This is a genomic window from Myxococcus llanfairpwllgwyngyllgogerychwyrndrobwllllantysiliogogogochensis (genome assembly GCF_006636215.1).
Classification (GTDB): Bacteria; Myxococcota; Myxococcia; order Myxococcales; family Myxococcaceae; genus Myxococcus; species Myxococcus llanfairpwllgwyngyllgogerychwyrndrobwllllantysiliogogogochensis.
Map to the genome: position 1 here is coordinate 42,489 of NZ_VIFM01000008.1, position 23,138 is coordinate 65,626.

The following is a 23,138-nucleotide window of genomic DNA, read 5'->3' on the forward strand; positions in this document are numbered from 1 at the left end:
GAATCACGCGTCGCGTCAGGTATGGTGGAGACAATGGCCGCGAAGCACCACATCTATCTCGTCCCCGGGTTTTTCGGGTTCATCAACCTGGGCGAGCTCGTCTACTTCGGACACGCGCTCGACTACTTGAAGGCGGAGCTGGCTCGTCGAGACATGGGTGAGTCGGAGGTCGTCATCGTCCTGTCTCACCCGACGGCGTCCATCCGGACTCGGACGGCGGACCTGCTCCGAGCCGTGCAGGAGACGGCGAGCGGTGATGACGGCCCCATCCACCTGATAGGGCACTCGACGGGAGGCCTGGACGCGCGGCTGTTCGTCAGCCCGGGCGCGCAGCTCGCGGAGGGGTTGGAGCTGGAGCCGTTCGCCCGGCGGGTGGGCTCGGTGGTGACGGTGTCCGCGCCGCACGCGGGCACGCCGCTGGCGTCGTTCTTCCTGGGGCTGTTCGGACAGCGGCTGTTGAAGCTGCTGTCGCTGTTCACCGTGTACGTCCTTCGCTTCGGCCGGCTGCCGCTGCGGGTGGTGTTCCGCTTCGGGCACCTGATGGCGCGCGTGGATGACCAGCTCGGGTGGAAGCAGACCTTGTTGGATCAGCTCTATGACCAACTGCTCGGGGACTTCTCCTCGGAGCGGCGCGACGCGGTGGCGAAGTTCCTGAGCGACGTGGGCAACGACACGTCGCTGATTCCGCAGCTCACGCCGGAGGGCATCGACCTGTTCAACGCGAGCACGTTGGACCGGCCGGGTGTGCGCTACGGCTCGGTGGTGACGCAGGCCCGGCCACCGTCGCTGCGCACGCGCGTGTCGGCGGGGTTGGACCCCTACGCGCAGCTCACGCACACCATCTACGCGTTCATGTATGGGCAGACGCAGCGGATGCCGCTGACGGCGCTGCCGCTGCACTCGCCCGCGCAGACGGCGGCGCTGGTGCAGGCGTATGGGGCGATGCCGGGCCCCACGGCGTGTGACGGCATCGTCCCCACGCGCTCGCAGGTCTACGGGCGCGTGCTGGCGGCGGTGCGCGCGGACCACCTGGATGCGATTGGCCACTTCGACCAGCCGGCGCACCAGCCGCCGCACGTGGACTGGCTCATCTCCGGCTCCGGCTTCCGGCGACCCCAGTTCGAGGCCACCTGGAAGGCCATCACCGACTTCCTCTTCGAGGAAGAGAAGCGCTGACCCCCAAGCCCCGCCGCGCCGTGGCCGCTACGGCTTGCAGTTGAGGGTGAAGGTGACCTTGTAGGAGGTCTCGATGGGCTTGCCGTCGAGCCTCGCCGGCTCGAACCGGCGATTCCGCGTCGACGCCAGCAACACCTCGGTCATCGGAGGCAGGGGCTGAGCGACGACGCAATCCCTCAGCTCCCCCATCGCGGTGAGCATGCAGCGGAACACGGCCGTTCCCTGGAGCCGTTGCTCCTTCGCTTCCTGCGTGCACTCTGGGACGGCGCCCGTATCAAAGGGATGCGGCGGCGAGATGTTCTTCTGGGCGGCACAGCCCGAAGCGAGCACGAACAACGGCGGCAACCAGGACACGACAGACCGGATACGAGAGCACAGTGGATTCATGGTCGTCAGCGACAAGCAAGGAAGCGGGCCCCTGACGCCGCCTTCTACACGAGCCCGCCGCCATGCAGCCATCTTGCGAGCCCCTCCCAGGGCGGGCTCACCCGTGCCCTCGGGTGCCACTCAGGATGGTGGCGCGATTCGATGAATCTTTGGCGCCATGCGATTGGCGCGCGTGCGGGGCGGTTCGTAACTCTTGGGCGTGGCCGAATTCACGGCGCGACGACGAAGAGAAGAAGGACGGTCCCCATGTCGAAGGTCTGGCTCATCACTGGAAGCTCTCGCGGCCTCGGCCGTGATTTGGCGGAGGCCGTGCTGGCGGTCGGTCACCGGCTCGTGGCCACGGCGCGCAAGCCGGAGCAACTGAAGGATTTGGTGGAGCGGTATGGCGACCGGGTGCGCGCCGTCGCGCTCGACGTGACGGACTCCGCCGCGGCACGAGCCGCCGTCGCCGAGGCGACCTCGGCCTTCGGACGGCTGGACGTCGTCGTCAACAACGCGGGCTACGCCAACGTGGCCGCCATCGAGGACGTGGACGAGGCGGACTTCCGCGAGCAGTTCGAGACGAACTTCTTCGGGATGATGCATGTCACCCGCGCCGCCCTGCCGGTGCTCCGCGCGCAGAAGGACGGCCACATCATCCAGGTGTCCTCCATCGGCGGACGCCGAGGCTCGCCCGGACTGGCGTCGTACCAATCCGCGAAGTGGGCGATGGAGGGGTTCTCGGAGGTCCTCGCCCAGGAAGTGGCGCCGCTGGGCATCCGGGTGACCATCGTCGAGCCCGGAGGCATGCGCACCGACTGGGCCGGCTCGTCCATGAACGTCGGTGACATCAGCGACGCCTACAAGGCCACCGTGGGCGCCTTCTCCCAGCACGTGCGCCGGGGCGCGGACGGCCCGCGCGGAGACCCCATCAAGGCCGCGAAGGCGATTCTCCAGATTGCCTACGAGAAGCAGCCACCCCTGCGGCTGTTGCTCGGCTCCGACGCCGTCTTCCTCGCGGAGCTCGTCGTCCAGCAGCGCACGGCGGAGGACTCGCGGTGGAAGTCGCTCAGCGTCTCCACGGACATTGATGGCCTGGTCCCCTTCGCGGAGACTCCGGTCGCCAAGATGCTGATGCCCAAGAGGAACTGACGTGCCCGCCGACCTCGTCCCTGTTCCCAGCGTGCTGCTCGACCGCCTCACCGCGCTCGGCGTCGAGGTCGAGCGCGTGCTGCGACACGCGGGCCTGGTCCGCTCCCGCTTCCAGGAGCCCAAGGCGCGCCTGACGACCCAGGAGTTCATGGCGTTCTGGCACGCGGTGGAGGCCACGGGCGGAGGGAGGGAGGTCGGCCTGCGCGTGGGCTCCGACGCCAGACCCCATCACTTCGATGTCGCGACGATGGCGGCCCTCCACTCCCCCACCCTCGGCGAGGCCCTGGCGAAGCTCGCCCGCTACAAGGGTCTGGTCTGCCCGGAGGAGGTGAGCGTCGAGGTCGTGAAGAACGAGGCGCGGTTCAGGTTCCACTGGCTTCTGGCCGAAGGACCGCTGCCCCTGTTCCTGGTCGACGCGACGTTCGCCTCCACGCTGGCGCTCGCGCGCCGAGGCACCGGCAAGCCCCTGGTGCCCAGGCGTGTCGAGCTGGCGCGACGTCGCTCCGACGCGGAGCTGCTCACCCGCCACTTCGGCTGCAAGGTCCGCTTCGATGCCCCCGTGGACCTGCTCGTGTTCGAGGCGAGCGCGCTCGACGAGCCCCTCCTGACGCACAACGCGGACCTGCTGGCGCTGCTCGTGCCCGGACTGGAGCGAGAGCTGGACCAGCGACAGCGACACACCCTGGCGGACGACGTGCGGCTGGCGTTGCGACGCCGCATGTGTGGCGAGCGGCCCTCCGTCGACAAGGTCGCCGAGGAGCTGCACCTGAGCTCGCGCACGCTCCAGCGAAAGCTCGAGGCCGCGGGGACCACGTATCAACTCCTGCTCGATGAAGTGAGACACCAGGCCGCGCGCCAGTTGCTCGGGAGCACGGACCTGGACGCCAACGAAGTGGCCTTCCTGCTGGGCTTCGAGGAGCTGAACTCCTTCAGCCGTGCGTTCCAGGGCTGGGAGGGAACGACGCCGCTGCGCTGGCGCGGGGCCACGCGCGAAGAGGCTACCGGTTCGGGCCGTCGAGCACCCCACACAGCGTCCTGACAGCGGCGCGAAGCCCGGCGGGACTCGCGCCGGAGAAGCCCAGCACCAACCCCTGCTCGCGCTTTCGCCCCAGGTAGAGCGGAGACAGCCGGCGTGCCCCCAGTCGCCGTGCATCCGTCCTCGCAATCACAGCCTCATCCTGGAGCCCTTCGGCCAGGAAGGCCGTGACATGCATGCCCGCCTCCGCCGTGCCGATTCGCAGCACTCCAGGTGCCTCGCGTTTCAGTGAATCAAGGAGCGCGTCGCGACGCTCCGCATAGACGAGTCGCATCTGTCGAAGGTGCGCGGCGTAGTGCCCTGACTCCATGAACCGCGCCATCGCGGCCTGCGTGAGCGGAGGCGCGTGGCCATCCGTTGCGGCGCGCGCGGCGGTGAAGGCGTCCACCAGCACCTCAGGAACGACGAGGAAGGCCAGCCGCAGCGAGGGGAACATCACCTTGTTGAACCTGCCCGCGCGGACCCTCTCCGCCACCACGACGGCGCACCTGAGCAAGGACGACGTCATCGTCACCTACTGCTGGAGCCCTGGTTGCAACGGCTCCACCAAGGCCGCCGCGCGCCTGTCCGCGCTGGGCTTTCGCGTGAAGGAGCTCATCGGCGGAATCGAGTACTGGGTGAAGGAGGGCTACGCCACCGAGGGCACCGCGCCCCAGGGCCAACCCGTCTACGCCGAGCGCCTGCCGCGCTGAGCACACCCCGTGTGAGCCAGGCGGCTCAGTACACGCCGATGAGCACGACCTTCACGCGGGGATTGCCCAGGTACTCCTCCAGCCGCCACCGGCTGCGCAGCTCATCCGAGCGCAGCCCCGGGCCCGACTCCGGCGGCGCGTCCGCGCTGGCCAGCGCATCGCGCAGATGCGACACCGCCCACGCGTCGAACTTGGGGTCCCCCGAGCCTTCCAGCACCTTGAGGTCCAGCAGCTTGCCGTCTCGCGCCTGACGCACCTCCAGCACCGTGGCGAGCGCGAGCACCGGCGTGGTGACGTCCATCATGAACATGTTCGCCGCCCGCCCCGCCTCGACGGCCGCCTGGAGGCGGTTGCGCTGCTCCAACCGCCGGTCCCGCTTCTCCGCCACGTAGGGCGAGCCCGTCTTCCCAAAGCGCTCCGTGGCCTCCACCTGCTCGCGCTTGAGGCGTGAGCCCAGCACGTTCAGGTCCGGCGACGGCGGGTTCACCAGCTTCTTGGCGAACCGGTCCTGGAGCTTCGTGAAGTACGGATTCACGGCGCCGCTCTCCGCGCGTGCCGCCGCGCTCGCGTCCGCCGCCCAGCCATCCACCAACTCCTTCGCCTGCGCTTCCTCCCGCCGCGCGATGGCCCGAGGGTCCTCACCAGGCTGTCCGTCATTGCGCAGCGTCTTGCCCGATTGCGCGGGCTTGCCTGGAGGCTCGCTCCCCCAGAGCCCCTTCGGCACGAGCGAAATCGTCGGCGGCGCGGTCCGGGTGGGCGCATCCTCCGGAGAAGCCTCGGGCCCCTGCTCCGTCGACGCGACTCCGGGCGCTTCCGCGACGGCCGGGGACTCTTCTTCCTTCTTCTTGCCCTCGGGTGCCCGCGCGATGGCCTCGGGCGGTTTCTCGTCCGTCCGACGCGGAGGCGGAACCGGCTCGGGCTTGGGAGGCCGCGGGGTCGGCGCTGGCACGGGTGGGGCCACTACCGGCGCCTTGGGCTCCAGGTAGACAATCTCCAGTTCGGTGGCCGACGGACGCGCTGGCGCGGCTGACCGCACTCGCGACAGCGCCAGGAAGAGCGCCGCGTGCACGAGCACGGAAAGCAGGACCGCAAGCCACCACGATGAACGCCGGGACACACCTCGGAGTGTGCCTCCTAGCTCCTCCGAGGAGAAGCGCCCTGACGTCCGAGCTCGATGATGTCCAGTCGCTCCCTCCCGCCGCCTCCCCGGCGACGGAGGTAGCGTCATCAATGACCTCTAGAGCGGTTTCTCATGGAACGCCCGGCTGTCCGCTCGCCCCCCAGCCAGGACGCCTCGGCATGGCGCGCGGGGAAGGCCATCCCCACTCTTCCGAAAGCCTTCTTGGAGGGAGCGCCAACCATGAACTTTCCCAGCCATGTGAATGTCCCCAGTGAGACGCGCGAGGAAATCATCGACCTGCTGAACAACCTGCTGGCCGACTCCATCGACCTGCACTGGCAAATCAAGCAAGCGCACTGGAACATCCGGGGCACCCACTTCTACAGCCGTCACCTGCTCTTCGACGACCTGGCCAAGCACGCGCGCAAGCAGGCCGACGAGTTCGCCGAGCGCGCCGGCACCCTGGGCGGCTACGCCGAGGGCACCATCCGGCTGGCCGCCAAGAACAGCGAGCTGCCCGAGTACGACCTCAAGGCCGTGGAGAGCGAGGACCACCTGAAGTGCCTGGTGGACCGCTTCGCGCGCTACGGCGCCTCCATCCGCGGCGGCATCGAGCGCTGCGATGAGCTGGAGGAGCCCATCACCGTGGACCTGCTCACCCAGGTCCTGGGCGACGTGGAGCTGGACATGTGGTTCCTGGAGAGCCACCTCAACGGCGCCCCGCGCCCCAGTCCGCGCACCAAGGGCGGACGCGACGACGCCCGCTCCAGCGAGCCCACCCGGCCTCCGCACGCCTGAGCCACGGCGGCACCCAGACCTCCCTTCCCCATGGGCCCGGCGCTTCCACGAGCGTCCGGGCCCGTGTCGGCATATAGAAGGCGTCCTCGAAATCCAGAGGACGCCCCATGAGCGCTGAGACACGGTTGGACGGGAAGGTGTGCCTCATCACCGGGGCCACCGGTGGCATTGGCCTGGAGACGGCCAAGGCCCTGGGACGACTTGGCGCCACGCTGGTGCTGGTGGGCCGGGACCCCGCCCGCACCCAGGCCGCCGTCGACGCGGTGAACCAGTCCGTCGCGGGCGCGCGCATCGACACGATTCTCGCGGACTTGAGTTCGCTCCAGGCCGTGCGTGCGCTGGCCGACACCTTCCGCTCGCGCTACTCGCGCCTGGACGTGCTGCTCAACAACGCGGGCCTCATCATCGACCGCCGCGAGGTGACGGTGGATGGGCTGGAGGCCACGCTCGCCACCAACCACCTGGCGCCCTTCCTGCTGACGCATCTGCTGATGGACACGCTCAAGGCCAGCGGCCCCGCGCGTGTCATCAACGTGTCGTCGGACGCGCACCGGGTCGGCAAGCTCGACTTCACCGACCTCCAGAGCGAGCGCCGCTACGACGGCTTCCGCGTGTACGCCACGTCCAAGCTGGCCAACATCCTGTTCACCCACGCGCTGGCGAAGCGGCTGGAAGGCACGCCCGTGACGACGAACGCGGTGCACCCTGGCGTGGTGCGCTCGGGCTTCGGTCACAATACGAAGGGATTCTTCCGCTGGATTGTGAAGCTCGGCGCGCCGTTCATGCTGTCCGCCGAAGGCGGCGCGCGGACGTCCATCTACCTGGCTGCCTCGCCGGAGGTGGACGGAGTCTCCGGGAAGTACTTCATCCGTTGCCGGAAGAGGAAGCCGTCCGCCGCCGCGCGGGACGACGCCCTCGCCGAGCAGCTCTGGCGTGAAAGCGCGCGGCTCACGGGAGTCTCACCATGATTGACCTGTATACGTTCGCCACGCCCAACGGGCGCAAGGTGTCCATCGCCCTGGAAGAGCTGGAGCTGACGTACACCGCGAAGTCGGTGAACATCGGCAAGGGCGAGCAGTTCACGCCCGAGTTCCTGGCCATCAATCCCAACAACAAGATTCCGGCCATCGTCGACTCGGACGGGCCGGACGGCCGCCCCATCACCGTCTTCGAGTCGGGCGCCATCCTGCTGTACCTCGCGGAGAAGACGGGCAAGCTCATGCCGTCCAGCCTGCGCGGCAAGACGGAAGTGACGCAGTGGCTGATGTTCCAGATGGGCGGCGTGGGCCCCATGTTCGGCCAGCTCAACCACTTTGGCCGCTTCGCCTCCACCAAGATTCCCTACGCCATCGACCGCTACACCGAGGAGTCGAAGCGACTGCTCAAGGTGCTCGACGGGCAGCTGGGCAAGGGAGACTTCGTGGCGGGCCGCTACTCCATCGCGGACATCGCCCTGTACCCGTGGGTCGCGGGCATGCGCACGTACGTCCCGGAGCTCTTCGCGGGCCTGGGCCAGGTGCCGCAGTGGCTGGCACGTGTGGGTGAACGTCCCGCCGTGCAGCGCGGCATGAAGGTCCCCTGAGCGTTACCGTTTCCCCCTCCATGCCCGCGCTCGAACAACTTCGCTTCGACAACACGTACGCCCGCCTGCCTCCCGGCTTCGGCGCGAGGGTGGCCCCCCGCGCCTTCCCGAATGCCCGGCTGGTGAGCCTCAACCCCGCCGCGCTGCGCCTGCTGGAGCTGGCGCCGGAGGAGGCCCGACGGCCGGAGTTCGTCGAGGCGCTCGGCGGTGGGCGTCCGCTGCCGGGCATGGAGCCCTTCGCCATGGTGTACGCCGGGCACCAGTTCGGCGTGTACGTGCCCCGACTGGGTGACGGCCGCGCCCTGCTCCTGGGCCAGGTGCGCAATGGCGCGGGCCAGTCGTGGGATTTGCATCTCAAGGGTGGTGGGCCCACGCCCTTCTCTCGCGGTGGGGACGGCCGCGCGGTGCTGCGCTCCTCCATTCGGGAGTACCTGTGCGGCGAGGCCATGCACGGGCTGGGCATCCCCACCACGCGCGCGCTGTGTCTGATTGGCGGCGACGAGCGGGTGTACCGCGAGGAAGTGGAGACAGGCGCCATGCTGGTGCGGATGGCACCGTCGCACGTGCGCTTCGGCACCTTCGAGTTCTTCCACCACTCCGAGCAGCACGAGCACGTGGCGCTGCTGGCCGACCACGTCATCGACGGCCACTTCCCCCACCTGTCCGGCGCGCCGGGGCGTCATGCTCGCTTCTACGCGGAAGTCATCGAGCGCACCGCGCGGCTGGTGGCGCAATGGCAGGCGGTGGGCTTCGCGCACGGGGTGATGAACACGGACAACATGTCCATCCTCGGGCTCACGCTGGACTACGGCCCCTTCGGCTTCCTGGACGAGTTCGAGCCGGGCTTCATCTGCAACCACTCCGACCACCGGGGCCGCTACGCGTTCAACCAGCAGCCGCGCATCGCGATGTGGAACCTGGCCTGTCTGGGTGAAGCACTCCTCACGCTGATGTCCGAGGACGAGGCCCGAGCCGCCCTCAACACCTTCGAGCCCACCTTCAGCGCGCACTTCCTGACGCTGATGCGCCAGAAGCTGGGCCTGCGCGAGGTGCGCGAGGAGGACCGCGCCCTGGTGGGTGACCTGTTCGCGCGCATGGCCGAGGCCCGCGTGGACTACACCCGCTTCTTCCGCGCGCTGGGACAGCCGGACACGGTGGGGGCGATGTTCGCGGACCGGACGGGCTTCGACGCCTGGGCGGAGCGCTACCGGGCGCGGCTTGCGTCCGAGGGAAGCGTGGACGCGGAGCGCCGGACGTTGATGGAGCGCGTCAATCCCCGGTACGTGCTGCGCAACTGGATGGCGCAGTCCGCCATCACCCGGGCCCAGGAGGGCGACTTCTCGGAGGTGGACCGACTGCTCACCGCCCTGGAAGACCCCTTCACGCAGCGCCCCGAGTACGAGGAGTACACCACGGAGCCTCCTGCCTGGGGCCGGCACCTGGTGGTGAGCTGCAGCTCCTGAAGCACGAAGGACCCGGCTGGCGCGCGCCAAAGTGTCTGGATTAGAACCGCGCGCCATGCCTGCTGACGTCGTCATTCCCAAGAACGAGCTCAGTGAGTTCGACCTGCCCCGTATCTGCGTCATCACCGGACAGACGGAGGGCGTCTCCTTCAAGCCCGTGAAGTTCGCGTGGTACCCGCGCTGGCTGCTCATCTTCCTGCCGTTCGCGGCCCTCATCGTGCTGCTCATCGCCATGGTCCTCACCAAGCGGGCCAAGGGCACCCTGCCCTTCAGCGAGGAGGGGTGGGCCCGGTGGCAGCGCAGCAAGCTGCTCTTCGGACTCTCCTTCCTGGCCACCATCGCCATCCTGGTGGGCGGCATCGCGGTGTTCGCGGGCAAGGGCGATGGGACCCCCATCGTGGTGGCGGTGCTGGTGGCCGTCCTCGTGCCCATCGTGGCCTATTTCACGGCGGTGAAGGGACGGGTGCCGTTGGTGCGGAAGATCGACGAGCGGACCATCACCCTCCGCCTTCCCAGCGACTCGGCGGCGACCACCATCGCGGCGCACCTGAACTCCGGGCGGCGGCCGCGAAGCGCGCAGCACCCGCTGGAGCTGCGCTCGGCATGAGCACGGAGACGCCGACAGAGAGTGCCTCCTGCGCGGCACACCCCGACGTCATCGCGAGCTGGGCGTGTGGCCGCTGCGGCACGTTCATGTGCCCGGCGTGCGAGCGACGGATGCGCCCGGAGGCGCGCCCCATGTGCCCCGCGTGCTGGGATTTGCGCACGCGCACCGTCAACGCGCCCGAGCGCCATGGCCCGGCGCTCCCCATCATCGGGCTCATCCTCGGCGTGCTCTCGCTGCTGCCGGCGGCCGTCCTGATTCAGATAGTCGCCGTGGTGGTGAACATCATCGCCTTCGGCCGCACGCGGGAGCCACCCAATCAATCACTGCGATGGATGGCCATCGCCGGCCTCGCCCTGACGGGTGTGGGCGTCGTCTGGGGCGGCATCGTCGCGATGATGTTCGTGGGCTGATGGCCGTCTGGCTCGCCTGCCCGCCTGGAAGGTTGGCGAGCCAAAAGTCACCCTGAAGGGCGCTTGCCGCACGGGGGAGGCAGGCTGACCTTCCACCTTCCATGACGACGGACCTCACCCGCCTGCCCTCGCGTGGGTCCCAGGGCGCATTCCACGTCGTCGTCGAGTCCCCACGGGGTTCGACGGTGAAGCTGAAGTACGACGCCGCGCTCTCGGCCTTCACGCTCTCCCGTCCCCTCACCCGGGGTCTGCGCTACCCGTTCGACTGGGGCTTCATCCCCTCGACACGCGGGCCAGATGGGGACCCGCTCGACGCCATGGTGTTGTGGGACGACACCACGTGGCCCGGCGTCGTGCTGCCCTGCCGCGCGCTGGGGGTCCTCCAGGTGGACCAGAAGCGCAAGGGTGGCAAGCCGGGCGAGCGCGAGCGCAATGACCGCATCATCGCCCTGCCCACGGCGTCGCCTCGCACCGAGCACCTGCGCACATATCAGGACGTGTCCCGACGCGAGCGCGAGGAGCTGGCGCACTTCTTCCTCACCGCCGTGCACTTCGAGGACAAGGAAGCGCGCATCCTCGGCTGGGAAGGCCCCGAGGCCGCCGAGCGGATGTTGAACACCCAGGCCGGGACGGGAGGTTAGTCAGATGGCCCAACCCACGCCCATCCGCGGACTGGGCCCCGACAGCGAGCTGGGACAGGCCGCGCGGCGCATCCTCGCGGGCCGGCTGGCGGATGTCCGCAAGCCGGAGGCGAAGCTGTCGGACGAGCTCGACGACGACGGCGTCCACGACATGCGCGTGGCCACGCGTCGGCTGCGCGCCGCCATCCAGGTGTTCCGTCCGCTCGGAGGGCTGGGCAAGCTGGAGGTGGAGGTGAAGCGGCTCCAGGACGCGCTGGGCGACGTGAGGGACCTGCACGTCCAGGCGGCCTGGCTGGAGGAGGTCGCGAAGAAGGCGCGCCGCGAGAAGCCCGACACCCGCGCGGGCATCGCCGCGCTGGGCAAGGCGCGACTGGCGGGCCTGAAGGCGAAGGAGAAGCGACTGCGTTCGGAGCTGGAGCGGTGGGCTTCGCGCACCGTGCCTCGGATGCTGCGCAAGGTGGATGCGCTGGAGGACGACCATCGCTTCGGCGGGCGCCGGGTGAAGGAGCCCCTGCACTGGCGGGTGCGCCGGGTGCGCAAGCGGATGCAGGTCTACATGGACGCGCCCGATGCGGCGTCCGCGCATGCGCTGCGCAAGGACTTGAAGAAGCTGCGCTATGAGCTGGAGATCTTCCAGCCCGCGTTCCGCCGCACCCTGGGCGCGCTGGTGGAGGTGCTCGTCCCGCTCCAGGAAGGGCTGGGGGAGCTGCACGACGCGGACGTCCGGCTGGAGGTGTTCGAGCGGCTCGCGGCGGGCGGCAAGCCCCGGGAGCGCAAGGCCGCGCGCGCCCTGCTGCCGCTCATTCGCGAGGGTCGGGCGAAGCGCTCCGCGGAGATTGCTCGCGAGCTCCAGCGCTGGCACGCCGAGGCGATTCCCCGGCGACTCATCCAGGTCCTCATGTAGCGAGGGCCCCTGAGCACCTCGGCCATGTCGCGCCCATCATCGGTGGCGCGACGTGGCACTCACGAGGCGAAGCTCAGCCGTCACAGTCGAGCGGGCAGCTTTGATGTGACTCGAAGGACTCGCACAACCCGTTTCCGCAAGGGTCGCCAACGGGAGTGTCACAGTCGAGCGGACAGCTCTGGTGTGACTCGGACGGCTCGCACCGTCCATCTCCGCAAGTACCGCCGATGGGACCGCCACAGTCGGAGGGGCAGCTCAGGTGCGTTTCGGACGATGCGCACAGTCCATCTCCGCAAGTGCCGCCGATGGGACCGCCGCAATCGGCGGGGCAGCTCAGCTGTGTCTCCGACGACGCGCACAGTCCATCTCCACAAGTGCCGCCGATGGGGCCGCCACAGTCGGCGGGGCAGCTCTGCTGCGTCTCGGACGACGCGCACAGTCCATCTCCACAAGTGCCGCCGATGGGACCACCGCAATCGGCGGGGCAGCTCTGCTGCGTCTCGAGCGGTTCGCATACTCCGTTTCCGCAAGGGTCGCTGGGCCCGTCGCAGTCGAGCGGGCAGGTCTCGTGCGTCTCCCAGGGGTCACAGACGCCGTCCTCACCGCAAAGCCCCTGAGGTGACGGGCCCTCCTCGGTGAGCGCCGCTCTCGCCACGGAGTCCTCCGCGGCTCGCGACAACCGCGGCTCGTCAACGCCACAAGCCACGAGCGCGCCGAGACACCATCCACCCAGGAGGACGACCAGTTGCTGCTTCATGTGTGACCCCTCTCGAAAGAGGGGCCGGGGATTATCATGGGCAGCGCCGGAAGGCGTGACACTGACGCTATGTGATTACTGCTGCTGCGTGGGTTGCGTCTCCTGGGTAGAGCCTGTTCCCGTGGTGCTCCCCTTGGACGTCGCGTTGATGCTCACCGCCTTGGCTTCCCCCGTCTCGTCCGTGGTGAACGAGGCGCGGACCTGGGCTCCCTCCTGGATGTCCTCGGCGACCGCGCTGAATCCATCCACTGTCACCTGCGTCTGTGGGTTCACCGTCAAGCGGAGCTGAGGCTCACCGCCCTGACTGAGCAGGACCTCGGTCTCGCTCGCGCGGACCACCTCGCCGGTGAACTGCTGTGGCGTGTTCTGCTGGCTCTGGGTTCCCGACGAGGTGCCGCTGCCCTGCTGAGAGCCAGAGGGAATCGGGAGCGCGACCACGGGCGGCTGCTGGGGCAGCTGCGTGCCCGACTGTGGCTGCGAGGTGGTGCCCGAGGTGCCCGTCGTGGAATCAGAGGTCCCGGAAGCAGGCTGTTGCTGCTCGGTCGTCGAAGGCGCGGTGGCGATGGGCTGCTGCTCCGTGCCCGTTGAGGTCGAGTCGGTGGGCTGCTGTTCCGTTCCGCTCGTCGTCTGTCCCTGTTGCTGCCGGGCATCGAGTTGCTCGAGGGGAGACAGCGGCTGAGTGCCTTCGTCGACCTGTTGCCCCGACCCCCCGGAGGCCTGGTCCGAGCTCGAATCCGTGGAGGACCCAGTGGAAGGAGCCGTCTGCGAGCCCGTCCCGGAGGAGGAAGCCACTGGCGACTGCGTACCCTGACCGGTCTGCGACTCCGTCCCCGTGGGCGCGGAGGCCTGCGTGTCCTGGCCGGTCTGGGACTGTGTGCCCGACGACTGCGTGTCCTGACCGGTCTGCGACTCCGTCCCCGTGGGCGCGGAGGCCACGGGCGACTGCGGTGTGCCCTGGCCCGGCTGCGATTCGGTGCCCGTGGATGTCGAGCCGGTCTGCGCCGCCTGCTGCTCGGCCCGTTGCTCCGCGCGCAGTTCGGCTTCCTTCTCCGACCGAAGGTCGGCCTGTCGCTCCGCCTCGCTCTCCGAGTCAGTCGCTCCGGCCTGGGCCTGCTGCTGAGTCTCTCCAGCCTGCTGTCCTGTCTGGGCTGCCTGTTGCTGCGCATCTCCGGCCTGCTGTCCTGCCTGGGCGGCCTGCTGCTGAGCATCCGTGGCTTGCTGTCCCGCCTGGGCGGCCTGCTGCTGAGCATCCGTGGCTTGCTGTCCCGCCTGAGCGGTCTGCTGCTGAGCTGCATCCGTGGCCTGCTGGCCCGCCTGGGCGGCCTGCTGCTGAGCTGCATCCGTAGCCTGCTGCTGCGCGGCTCCCGCCTGCTGCGTGGCATTCGCGGCTTGCTGCTGTGCGGCGCCCGCCTGTTGCGTGGCATCAGCGGCCTGCTGATTCGCCTGGGCTCCTTGCTGCTGTGCGGCGCCCTGCTGCGAGTTCGCCTCGGCGGCCTGCTGCTGTGCGGCTCCAGCCTGCTGCTGTGCGGCTCCGGCCTGCGCCGTGGCGTCCGTGGCCTGTTGCTGTGCGGCTCCGGCCTGCTGTGCGGTCTGGGCCTCGTCCGACTCAGCCGATTCACGTTGAGCGCGGGCCTTCGCCTCGTCCAGCGCCTCCTGCTTGCGCCGTACCTCATCCTGGGCGCTTTCCGCCTGCTGCTGTTGTTCACTCGCGGTCGCCTGCGTGCCCTGCTGCGACTGCTCATCCTGGCCGCGCTCGCGGCAGCCGGTGACGAGCAGCGCGGCGGCACCGGCGGCCACCCACCCTCTCGCGCGGAGCTTCATGGAGACCCCCTGTGTCGTGACTCCCGAAAAAGAAACATGGGAAGTCATCGAACCTCGCCAACCCACGCCCTCTCCGGGCGGCCGCCCACTCGCCCGTCCTCCACCGAGCAGCCCGGCTCACGACGCCCTACCCTTTCCCGGAGTTTGGCGATAAGGGGCGCACCCCCATGCAAGCCTGCGGACTCGACTTCGGAACCAGCAACACCGCCGCGGCCCTGCCTGATGGCACGGTGCTGTCGCTGCAACCCCATACCTCGGAGCCCCGCCTCTTCCGCTCCGTGATGTTCTTCCCGGACGACGAGCGCGAGATCTACACAGGCGCCGACGCCATCAACCGCTACATGGAGGACAACACCGGACGCTTCATCCAGTCCGTGAAGTCCTTCCTCCATTCGAACTCGTTCCGCGCCACCCAGGTGAAGGGCCGCACCTTCACCATCGAGGACCTGGTCGCCATCCTCCTGCGGCGCGTGCGCGAGGCGGCGGGCGCCCACATGGGCGGCCTTCCGGAGGCCGTCATCCTCGGCCGCCCCGCCGTCTTCACCCCGGACAAGGACGCGGACGCGCTCGCCCAGAAGCGCCTGCACCGTGCGGCTGAGCTGGCCGGCTTCCAGCACATCGAGTTCCTCATCGAGCCCATCGCCGCCGCGCTCGCCTATGAGGCCCAGCTCACCCGCGACGAGCTGGTCCTCGTGGCCGACTTCGGCGCCGGCACCACCGACCTCACCCTGATGCGCCTGGGCCCCTCGCGCCGAGGCGTCAAGGACCGCCGCCCGGACGTCGTGGGCTCCACCGGTGTGCGCATCGGTGGAGACCGGTTCGACGCCGAAATCATGCGCCACAAGCTCTTGCCCCGCTTTGGCGCGGGCTCCACCTACCGGGTGCGAGGCCTGAGCGACAAGCGCCTGCCCATGCCCCAGCACGTCATGGCCAAGCTGTTGTCCTGGCACGAGATGTCCTTCATCCGGGAGAAGTCCACCCAGGACCTGCTGGACACCATGCTGGAGACCAGTGACAAGAAGCTCGAAATCGAGGCGCTCCACGACCTGGTGATGGACAACCTGGGCTACCGCCTGTTCCGCGCGATTGAAGCCGCCAAGGTGCGCCTGTCGCGCGACGAGGTGGCCACCGTGGACTTCGAGGAGGCCCGCATCAACCTCCACGAGCCCATCACCCGCGCGGAGTTCGAGGCGTTCAGCAAGCCGCTGCTCGACGAGCTGGAGCAGTGCACAGTAGGGCTGCTGTCGCGCCACCCCGAGGCGGCGAACATCGACGCCGTGTTCCTCACGGGTGGCTCCTCGCAGATTCCCGCCGTGCGCCAGCTCTACGTGAATCGCTTCGGCGAGGAGCGCGTGCGCACCGCTGACGCCTTCACCTCCGTGGCCGAGGGTCTGGGACGCGCCTCCGCCGCCTTCGGCTGAGCCGCGGTCCCACCGCGGACACTCATGGAATCATCATGAATCGCGGCCCACGGCGCTCGCGCCTCATGAGCCCTGAGCCAGGCCCTGCACGTAGATGAGCACCTCGCCTTGATGGTTGCCTGCCTTCAGGAGGCCACCCCAATAGGCAATCGCCGCGTCGACGTCCTCGTAGCCGACGACCCGGATACGGGCCGCATGGGGAGCGTGGCAACCGGGCCTGGTGAGGTCGGCGCGGGCCTGCTGGTCTGGACCGCCAATCAGCACCGCCCAGGTGCGGCGCTTGTCGTAGTCCTCGGGCTCTCCGGCGATGAAGGGCGCGAAGACCCGTGAGCCCTGACCGGTGACCACGATGAGGCGTCGGTCCGGATTCTCCTCGGGCTTGCAGAGGTCCACCGAGTAGCCGTCGTAAGCGCCCATGCGCGTCCGGATGTCCTCGGGCACGCCGACGTGCTGCACGACGTTGATGTGAAGGACCCCCGCGTAATCGCCCTCCTTCAGCCAGCGTCCCAGGTACGCGATGAGCGGGTCCACGGACTCGAAGCTCGACGTCTTGATGAAGGTCCCGCTCAAGACACACGGCTCGACGAAGGGCGGGCCACAGCGCTCGTAGAGCCAGCCCTGGGCCTTCATGTACTCGTAGTCGAGTCCCTCGATGCGTCCCGACAGGAACTCCCTCACCCGAGGGTCCGACGAGCGCGTCACCATGGGGGAGTCGATGCGGAGCGCCGGACCGGAGTCACGGTCAGACGAGGGGTCACCAGACTCGGCTCGCGGCCACACGACGATGGGCCTGCGACCCTGTCCATGGAGCTCGACACCGCCCCACAACCCCACCCCCAGAGCCTTGGCGTCCTTCTCGAAGCGCCACGCCACGGAGTAGCCGTCGTATCGGCCCGGCTTCGTGTGGACGTCCTCGACCTGCCCCAGCTTCGGCGAGGGGCGCGACACACGTGGGGCACAGGCATTCGACGAGAAGATGGCGACGAGGCCCACGGCGAGCAGGAGGCATCTCATGACGGGGGAGTCTCCCTCCCGCGCCCGCGCCAACACCCGTCATGAAATCATCATGATGCGGGGGCGCCACTGCCTGACACCTGCAACCCGGTGGAGTTCACCCCCGGCGACACACCGCCCGGAGTTCCAGCGTTCCGGGCGGCACGAGTCACGTCGCGACTACTCGACCCAGTGGACCGTGCCCAGGCCGGCGGCGACCAGGTCACACACGTAGAAGATGTCGTCATAGGGGTAGTCGTCGTAGACGCCGCGCGCGGGGATGCAGCGCGCCGAGTTCGCGGCCGGAGCGTTGAGGTCCGCCGCGATGATGCGGCAAGGCGCGTGGTCCGTCGGGCCGCCACACTCCTCGGTGCAGCTGTCCGCGCGAATCCAGTACGGGTTGTAGAGGGGGTAGGAGTCCGCCTCCACCCAGCACAGACCGGAGGCGCACTCCGAGTCAGCCGAGCAGCCCGTGCCCGTTGCGTTCAGGCTCTGCGTCTGCTCCGCGGTCTCCGGCGTGGGCTCGGGGGCCTGCTCGGCGGGCGCGGTGTTGCAGCCCAGGAACGTGAGCGAAAAGAGGGAGGCAGTCACTGCGAGGAAGTTCCGCATGGGGGAGTCCTTTCCAGGTGAAGGGAGGGGCGGAACCAACCATTCCTGGTGAACGGAACCAAGTGGACTTCTCGCGAATTCTTATTTTCGTGGACAGAATTAGGTTTCAATTGACTCGGGTTACATCGGTCGTTCCAGCGAACACCGCTCTTGCTGGGAAGCAGTCATCTGGGGCGGCAGTGACGGAAGATTTCAGCATTGGCGAAAGTGCGGAATCTCTGCATGGCCTGCCTCCGCCGCGTGTCTTCAGCGTGCAGAGGAGGATGCACCATGATGCGCGGGCGATGCCGTCTGGCGATGAGCCGGGTGATGACGAGTGCGTGTGTGAGTCTGCTGGCGGGTTGCATGTCGAGTTCCCAGGACTCGATGCCGGAACTCCACGACAGCCATCAGCGGGGAGTCGGGACGTCTGACCAGGCATCTCAAGTCGAGGAGGCCATCTCCATTGGCGGCCACGACCTCACCCTCAACGCCTTGGGCAACCTGGTCCTGGAGTCCCTCGCGCGGTACTGGGACTCGTCCTACAAGGTCGGCGCCGAGGGCGGGCTCGTCATCCCAGAGTGGCCCGCTCTGGGCTCGCTCACGGTCGAGGCTCCGCTCGACGTCGCCTTGAACGACAATCTCATCCACATCTGCATGAATCGGATCGGCCCCCCGAACTGCGACTATCTGATGAATACCGTCCAGCCCTCTATCAGGCTGCCACTCAAGGGCTCCATCAGCGTCAGCAGCAGCCATGTCTTCGACGAAGCGGTCATCACCCAAATCAGGGATGACCTGAACATGGGCGTGCCCCGCCCTGACGCGGGGTTCCTCAAGCTGGTTCTGACCCAGGTGGGCAACGGCTGTGACGTCACCGACGGAAACACCTTGGTGGCGGGGATGGCCCAATTCTGGAACAACGTCAGTCTGTCGCCGGACAAGAAGACCTTTTCCTGGAACCTCACCCGCGCGAACGCAGCGGTCTTCGAGGACAGCTGCAGCCAGACGCAGGCTCCGGTGAATCTGACCCTGCGCGTCGCGCTGCCGCTCGTCTCCGCTGGCACGCAGTATCGTTCCTCCATCACCTTGAGCAACGACCCGCTGGTCATGCGTCCGGAATTCGCCTTGAAGCGGATCATCCTCACCAATATCTGAACGCCCCGCTCACATGCCGATGGTCAGCGACAAGGCCCGCACATTGACCTGGATGACATGCGGCACATCAACCACAGCGCTCTGGAGGGGAGGCTGCGCGAGTCTTTCCGAGACATGAGGGGAAAAGGCCGCACAGGATGAGGGATGCGAAGAATCTCCCGAGTCCTGCTCCCCGCCGCGTTGGTCTGGGCCGCCACGCTGTCTCCCGGCTGCGGTGAGAGCGAGCCCTCCAAAACACCTCCACGAGAGGATGGCGGTTCCAGTGCGGACGCGGGCGCCGGAGGTGACGGAGGTTCGGGTCCCGTGCCCGACGCGGGCGGAGTCGAGCCCGGCCCTGTCGACGCCATCATCGCCGCCATGCCGGAGGGCTCGTGGAAGGAGCTGCCCGGGACGAACATGGCGGACGTCTGCCCCACGCCGTACTCCAGCTATCCGTGCGAAGCGGTGATGATTGCGTGGAGCGGCGGGGCCTACGACACGTTGAGAGACAGGTTGATTGTCTGGGGCGGCGGGCATGACGACTCGCCGTACAACAACGTCTTCACGTTCGACCTCGCGACGATGAAGTGGAAGCGGTGGACGGAGCTGCCCGCGGGGATGACGGGCAACAGCGTCACGCCGGTGATGCGGGACAAGCGCGTGGAGACGTGTGGCTTCTACCCGTCCGTCACGTCGCTCGCCATTCCCGACGCGAGCCTGACGGCCAGCGGCTACGTGCGTCCGGAGTTGTGTGACGAGCCGAGCATCGTCGCCCAGCTCGACACGCAGCAGCCGCGCAGCGCGCACACGTACGGCAACATCGCCTTCAGCGAGGCGACGGGTCGGTTCTACGTGCTCGGCTCCGTGGGCACCTATCCCAGTGGGCAGGCGGGTTCGAGATTGGTGATGGGCTTCGACTTCGCGACGGGACGCTGGGTGCGCGGCGCGAACAACCCGGTCATCGACTACGGGGCCAGCGCGACCGATGCACGCGGACACGTCTGGTATATCGGGCCGAGGAAGCTGCATGAGTACGACCCCGTCGCCAACACCTGGACCGCGCATGCGGCGAACGGCGCGGGCTACTACTACGCGGGCGCGGATGTGGACACGCGGCGCAACGTCCTGGCGTTGGTGCGCGAGGGCGCCACGGTGTCGACGTATGCATTGAGCGACGCGGCGAAGACGCACGCCACCGTCACCACCACGGGGTTGAGCACGCCGGTGGGCGGAGCGCCGGGGCTCGCGTACTCACCGGTGCTGGACCGGTTCGTCGCGTACCCCGGTGGGAAGAGGCTGGCGCTGCTCGACCTGCCGAACGCGCGCTGGGTGGAAGTCACGGGCACGGGGGATGACCCGGGCGCGCCAGCGTCGAACGGCACGTACGGGAGGTTCCGCTACAGCCCCGCGCGCAACGTGTTCATCGTCGTGAACGGGACACGGCGCAACGTGTTCCTCTGGAAGCCACCCTCGACGGCGCCGTAGGGGCGCGTCCACGTCGTGATGGGTATTGGCCTGCGCCAGAGCAGGCCTGCCTTGCCGCACTGCTCGCGCCCAAATTGATCCCTCACCCTTTCACCCGAGGATTAAACTTCCGAAGATGGAGGCATGCCTTCCATCCACTTCATCTGTCATGAGAATGAACACCTCCACCGCGTGTCCGCGGATGGCCACTGGGAAAGTGGCAATTGGGCGATCAAAGCAGACGAAGCCAAGAAACTCGTCGGCGGGATGATCTACCTGCACAAGGCGAAGGCAAAGCCTTCCTACTTCGGCGGCAAGATCGAGGGGATTCGCGCACTGGCTACCGCAAATGAAGGGCCCACCCTATTCGTCCTCCGCTTCAAACACCTCCAAGAAGCAAGAGAGGTTCGCTGGAAAGGGGTCACCTTCGGCAGGGCCTGGACGAGTGGTGTGGTGGCTGACTGATGGCAGAGGAACTCTCACCCTGCGATGCACATTCACCTGAGAGTTACGCGCTCCTTGCGGTGCGTGGCGCCTGGTCCGAAGGCGCCCGCGACTCGGGCTGACGCCCATGGTCACCGGAACGCCGATGAGTCACCCCACTCCGCCACGGGAATGAAGCGGAGCCCTTCAGGCGGAGGCGTCATCGCCAGCACCCGCTCCACCACGGTGCGGTGGAATAGATGCACGACATGTTCCTCAAGGGTGAAGGCCAGCCGGTCCTCCAGCGGAATCTCCCGGAGGACAGCCTCATCGAGTACGAGCCGATCGAGCAGCAGCATGAACAGCCCCGTCTCGGAGTCCTCGAAGACGGAGTGCTCTCGATCCACGCAGCGAATCTCCCGCCACATATGGACCAGCCAATAACGATGCATGGCGTCTCCAACCTCGACGTCAGCAGGAATGAACTGGACACCTCGGAGGTCCACGGATTCCAGGACCTCCTTGAGCCGCGGCGACACGACGGGCGCCGGCAGACTGTGAAAGTCCACCAAGACGGGCTTCGCGGGAACAGGCTCACCGAGCCGCAGTTTGACCGGCTCACTGACAGCCACGGGCCGCGCCTTTCGGAACGCGCTTCCGGACTGGTTCCACGCAAGCAGCGGATGGTGCTGCGAGCGCGCGCGCATGAGGATGAAGTACTCTTGTTGCATGGGCCTACGCCCCCACCTGAAGTGCTCGTCGTGGAAGAGCCTTCTGCGTGGTGCCGTGACGTGCACCATGACGTCGACCGCGCGGACATGGGAGGCGTGGCTTGCCCGGAATGCTCAACGCACCAGAGCAGCCGTTGCCCCCCGGGAGGTAGTCCAGGCCATCGGTGGTGAGGGTCCAAGCCCCCTTCGCGACCTTCCCCAATATGTCTCGGCTGAGGCGGTCCAACGTATTCGTCAGTGCCGTCGGCTTCGCGCAGAAGCCCCCACGGTCTACCGACCGCGATACGCCCTCCAGGAGCTTGTTCACAGCCTCGGGATAGGCCAGATCCAGGTCGAAGGCCCAACCGCCGGAGTGGGGCCCTCGGTGAACGGGGGTATGAAGCTCACAGGCGACTGCGGGAACGGTGGGAAGAAGGACACCGTTCTCCGCGCGGTTGATGTCGTAGCCGAAGTACCAGCAAGCACGCGCCCAGTCTTCGTCTCCACTCATCGACTCCGAGCAGATGAGATGATGGGCTGCAATGGAATAGGCCCCGGTGAACCAGGGGTGCGATTCAGGCCCCGCTCCGTTGAGGATGTTCCTGCTCAACGTTCCGGAGCTGCCTTCATTCGACCCAGGCTCCGCCGCCAAGGCATGCGCTGGCTTCCCGCAGAATGCGCACGCCTGCCACTTCGCGGGCTCGGGCCACCCATTCGAACTTCTGACCGGAAGCGTCCGCTCCCACGTGCCGACAGGCATGGGGCCAGCACACTCCCAGGCAAGCTCATTGTGAACCCCCTAAATGAGAACCGATTCCAGACAAGACAGTCAGGGAGGACCGTCCGGAACTCGGCGCCCCAACCCAGCGGACTCTCAGAGCATGCCCCTGAGGGCAGAGTCCTTTTTGGCGGGCGCTTCGGCAAACGCTGAGGAGAAGCCCCCGCCGACGCGGAACCCGCCCCAACATCACGCCAGGGGCGCTGGGGCAGGCGCCGAAGCCGCGCGTTACGGCCCCACATCCACGTCGCGGCTGAGCCAGCCCACTCCGCCGCGTCCGTCGCGCGCCACCACGTAGACGGTGATGCGCTGGGGCGTGGCGGGCGTCTCGTACTTCGACGTCGGGTCTCCGGGCCTGTTGTCCACCGGCTCCTGCGAGCGGAACTCCTTCACCTCGCCGTCACCCGTGGCGAACCAGCTGTAGAAGACCTGCTCCGTGCGCGGGCCGTCCTCCGCCGTGTACAGCTCCAGGCTGCCCTCCGTGAGCACCGGGCGGAAGACCACCTCCGCATCCAACGGCAACGGCCCCGTCAGCGTGGCGTCATTCCAGAGGATGTCCGCCACCGCCGGATTCTGATTCGGCGCCGTCGTCGAGCGCACCAACACCTGCCTCACGCCCCGCTCCGTGCCCTCCGGCGTCCCCGAACCATCCGATGCCTCGTAGCCCACGAAGAGCGGAATGCCCTTCTCCAGCGCCTCGCGCGTGCGCGGGTCATCCGGGTTCGGCGTCCCTCCTCCATTGGGATTCGCCGCGACCAGCGCCTCCTGGAGCACCACCTGCACGTTGGGGTCCTGGAGCGACAACATGCCGTCCGGCAGCGCCACACCGTTCACCCCGGGGCAACGGCCGTCGTACGGGTTGCCGTTGAAGCGACACAGCGCATACGAGACGGTGACGGGACGCGCGTCCGGCGTCACCGCCAGCGCGCTGAACGTCATCGGCCCGGGCAACGCCCCGGTGTCCGGGTCCAACACCAGCTCGGGCGGCTCCGCGCGGATGCCCAGCACCCGCACCCGGCGGATTTCACTCTGCAACTCGAAGTCGGGGCCGCAGGCAAGCAGCAGCGCGGCCAGTGTGACGAAGACTCGCGTGCGCATG

General features: G+C 68.1%; 25 protein-coding genes. 16 read left to right on the forward strand and 9 right to left on the reverse strand.

Features of this window, described 5'->3' with window-relative positions; genetic code table 11:
• Window positions 1-33: 33 nt before the first annotated feature.
• The gene (locus FJV41_RS03475) at window positions 34-1,176 is read left to right on the forward strand and encodes an esterase/lipase family protein (protein ID WP_141641006.1); all 1,143 of its coding nucleotides are present in this window, start codon (window positions 34-36) and stop codon (window positions 1,174-1,176) included.
• 27 nt (window positions 1,177-1,203) lie between these two features.
• Here FJV41_RS03475 and FJV41_RS03480 read toward each other — a convergent pair whose 3' ends face one another.
• A complete protein-coding gene (locus FJV41_RS03480; protein ID WP_181790363.1) occupies window positions 1,204-1,521 on the reverse strand; it encodes an energy transducer TonB in 318 nt (105 codons plus the stop codon).
• 288 nt (window positions 1,522-1,809) lie between these two features.
• Here FJV41_RS03480 and FJV41_RS03485 point away from each other — a divergent pair, with 288 nt between their 5' ends.
• Window positions 1,810-2,694, forward strand: a complete 885-nt coding sequence (locus FJV41_RS03485; protein ID WP_141640960.1) for an oxidoreductase — start codon at window positions 1,810-1,812, stop codon at window positions 2,692-2,694.
• A gap of 1 nt (window position 2,695) precedes the next feature.
• The gene (locus tag FJV41_RS03490) at window positions 2,696-3,733 is read left to right on the forward strand and encodes an AraC family transcriptional regulator (RefSeq protein WP_141640961.1); all 1,038 of its coding nucleotides are present in this window, start codon (window positions 2,696-2,698) and stop codon (window positions 3,731-3,733) included.
• Here the strand turns inward: FJV41_RS03490 and FJV41_RS03495 are convergent.
• Window positions 3,693-4,166 (reverse strand): aminotransferase-like domain-containing protein, encoded by a 474-nt coding sequence (locus tag FJV41_RS03495; RefSeq protein WP_246136969.1) that lies wholly within the window; start codon window positions 4,164-4,166, stop codon window positions 3,693-3,695. The genes FJV41_RS03490 and FJV41_RS03495 overlap by 41 nt on opposite strands.
• Before the next feature lie 4 nt (window positions 4,167-4,170).
• Here FJV41_RS03495 and FJV41_RS03500 point away from each other — a divergent pair, with 4 nt between their 5' ends.
• Window positions 4,171-4,422: a rhodanese-like domain-containing protein gene (locus FJV41_RS03500; RefSeq protein ID WP_246136970.1), complete on the forward strand. Its 252-nt coding sequence runs from the start codon at window positions 4,171-4,173 to the stop codon at window positions 4,420-4,422.
• A gap of 25 nt (window positions 4,423-4,447) precedes the next feature.
• Here FJV41_RS03500 and FJV41_RS03505 read toward each other — a convergent pair whose 3' ends face one another.
• A complete protein-coding gene (locus FJV41_RS03505) occupies window positions 4,448-5,539 on the reverse strand; it encodes a ferrichrome ABC transporter substrate-binding protein (protein ID WP_141640964.1) in 1,092 nt (363 codons plus the stop codon).
• A 243-nt stretch (window positions 5,540-5,782) separates the two neighbouring features.
• On the opposite strand from FJV41_RS03505, the gene dps reads away from it, so the two are divergent.
• The 8 genes from dps (at window position 5,783) to FJV41_RS03545 (ending at window position 11,947) form a co-directional block, all read left to right on the forward strand.
• On the forward strand, window positions 5,783-6,340 hold the full coding sequence (gene dps / locus FJV41_RS03510; RefSeq protein ID WP_141640965.1) for a DNA starvation/stationary phase protection protein Dps: 558 nt from the start codon (window positions 5,783-5,785) through the stop codon (window positions 6,338-6,340).
• A 107-nt stretch (window positions 6,341-6,447) separates the two neighbouring features.
• Window positions 6,448-7,308, forward strand: coding sequence for an SDR family oxidoreductase (locus FJV41_RS03515; protein ID WP_174488506.1), 861 nt, complete (start codon window positions 6,448-6,450; stop codon window positions 7,306-7,308).
• Window positions 7,305-7,922, forward strand: a complete 618-nt coding sequence (locus FJV41_RS03520; RefSeq protein ID WP_141640966.1) for a glutathione S-transferase N-terminal domain-containing protein — start codon at window positions 7,305-7,307, stop codon at window positions 7,920-7,922. Before FJV41_RS03515 ends, FJV41_RS03520 begins: the two co-directional genes overlap by 4 nt.
• A gap of 20 nt (window positions 7,923-7,942) precedes the next feature.
• Entirely contained in the window at window positions 7,943-9,385 is a 1,443-nt protein-coding gene (locus tag FJV41_RS03525; RefSeq protein ID WP_141640967.1) for a protein adenylyltransferase SelO, read from the forward strand.
• A gap of 55 nt (window positions 9,386-9,440) precedes the next feature.
• Window positions 9,441-9,992, forward strand: coding sequence for a hypothetical protein (locus FJV41_RS03530; RefSeq protein ID WP_141640968.1), 552 nt, complete (start codon window positions 9,441-9,443; stop codon window positions 9,990-9,992).
• Window positions 9,989-10,402: a hypothetical protein gene (locus FJV41_RS03535; RefSeq protein ID WP_141640969.1), complete on the forward strand. Its 414-nt coding sequence runs from the start codon at window positions 9,989-9,991 to the stop codon at window positions 10,400-10,402. The genes FJV41_RS03530 and FJV41_RS03535 overlap by 4 nt, the downstream gene beginning before the upstream one ends.
• 101 nt (window positions 10,403-10,503) lie before the next feature.
• The gene (locus FJV41_RS03540) at window positions 10,504-11,043 is read left to right on the forward strand and encodes an inorganic diphosphatase (protein WP_141640970.1); all 540 of its coding nucleotides are present in this window, start codon (window positions 10,504-10,506) and stop codon (window positions 11,041-11,043) included.
• 4 nt (window positions 11,044-11,047) lie between these two features.
• Entirely contained in the window at window positions 11,048-11,947 is a 900-nt protein-coding gene (locus FJV41_RS03545) for a CHAD domain-containing protein (RefSeq protein ID WP_141640971.1), read from the forward strand.
• An 832-nt stretch (window positions 11,948-12,779) separates the two neighbouring features.
• Here the strand turns inward: FJV41_RS03545 and FJV41_RS03550 are convergent.
• Window positions 12,780-14,525: a hypothetical protein gene (locus FJV41_RS03550; protein ID WP_141640972.1), complete on the reverse strand. Its 1,746-nt coding sequence runs from the start codon at window positions 14,523-14,525 to the stop codon at window positions 12,780-12,782.
• 167 nt (window positions 14,526-14,692) lie between these two features.
• Here FJV41_RS03550 and FJV41_RS03555 point away from each other — a divergent pair, with 167 nt between their 5' ends.
• The gene (locus tag FJV41_RS03555) at window positions 14,693-15,946 is read left to right on the forward strand and encodes an Hsp70 family protein (protein ID WP_141640973.1); all 1,254 of its coding nucleotides are present in this window, start codon (window positions 14,693-14,695) and stop codon (window positions 15,944-15,946) included.
• Between the two features lie 63 nt (window positions 15,947-16,009).
• Here the strand turns inward: FJV41_RS03555 and FJV41_RS03560 are convergent, their stop codons facing one another.
• Together FJV41_RS03560 and FJV41_RS03565 are read right to left on the reverse strand one after the other, a co-directional pair.
• The gene (locus tag FJV41_RS03560) at window positions 16,010-16,960 is read right to left on the reverse strand and encodes a hypothetical protein (RefSeq protein WP_141640974.1); all 951 of its coding nucleotides are present in this window, start codon (window positions 16,958-16,960) and stop codon (window positions 16,010-16,012) included.
• Window positions 16,961-17,119: 159 nt separating this feature from the next.
• Entirely contained in the window at window positions 17,120-17,548 is a 429-nt protein-coding gene (locus FJV41_RS03565; RefSeq protein WP_141640975.1) for a hypothetical protein, read from the reverse strand.
• A 270-nt stretch (window positions 17,549-17,818) separates the two neighbouring features.
• Here FJV41_RS03565 and FJV41_RS03570 point away from each other — a divergent pair, with 270 nt between their 5' ends.
• From FJV41_RS03570 to FJV41_RS03580, 3 genes are all read left to right on the forward strand, one after another.
• Window positions 17,819-18,685 carry a hypothetical protein gene (locus tag FJV41_RS03570; protein ID WP_141640976.1) on the forward strand — a complete coding sequence of 289 codons (867 nt, stop codon included), beginning with the start codon at window positions 17,819-17,821 and terminating at the stop codon, window positions 18,683-18,685.
• Between the two features lie 144 nt (window positions 18,686-18,829).
• Entirely contained in the window at window positions 18,830-20,149 is a 1,320-nt protein-coding gene (locus FJV41_RS03575; protein ID WP_141640977.1) for a Kelch repeat-containing protein, read from the forward strand.
• Between the two features lie 123 nt (window positions 20,150-20,272).
• Window positions 20,273-20,593, forward strand: a complete 321-nt coding sequence (locus FJV41_RS03580; RefSeq protein ID WP_141640978.1) for a hypothetical protein — start codon at window positions 20,273-20,275, stop codon at window positions 20,591-20,593.
• A 110-nt stretch (window positions 20,594-20,703) separates the two neighbouring features.
• Here FJV41_RS03580 and FJV41_RS03585 read toward each other — a convergent pair whose 3' ends face one another.
• The 3 genes from FJV41_RS03585 to FJV41_RS03595 form a co-directional block, all read right to left on the reverse strand.
• Complete coding sequence (locus FJV41_RS03585) at window positions 20,704-21,282, reverse strand: imm11 family protein (RefSeq protein WP_141640979.1); 579 nt, start codon at window positions 21,280-21,282, stop codon at window positions 20,704-20,706.
• Between the two features lie 4 nt (window positions 21,283-21,286).
• Window positions 21,287-22,021 (reverse strand): AHH domain-containing protein, encoded by a 735-nt coding sequence (locus FJV41_RS03590; protein WP_141640980.1) that lies wholly within the window; start codon window positions 22,019-22,021, stop codon window positions 21,287-21,289.
• Window positions 22,022-22,267: 246 nt separating this feature from the next.
• Entirely contained in the window at window positions 22,268-23,137 is an 870-nt protein-coding gene (locus FJV41_RS03595; protein ID WP_141640981.1) for a hypothetical protein, read from the reverse strand.
• Window position 23,138: the final 1 nt, after the last annotated feature.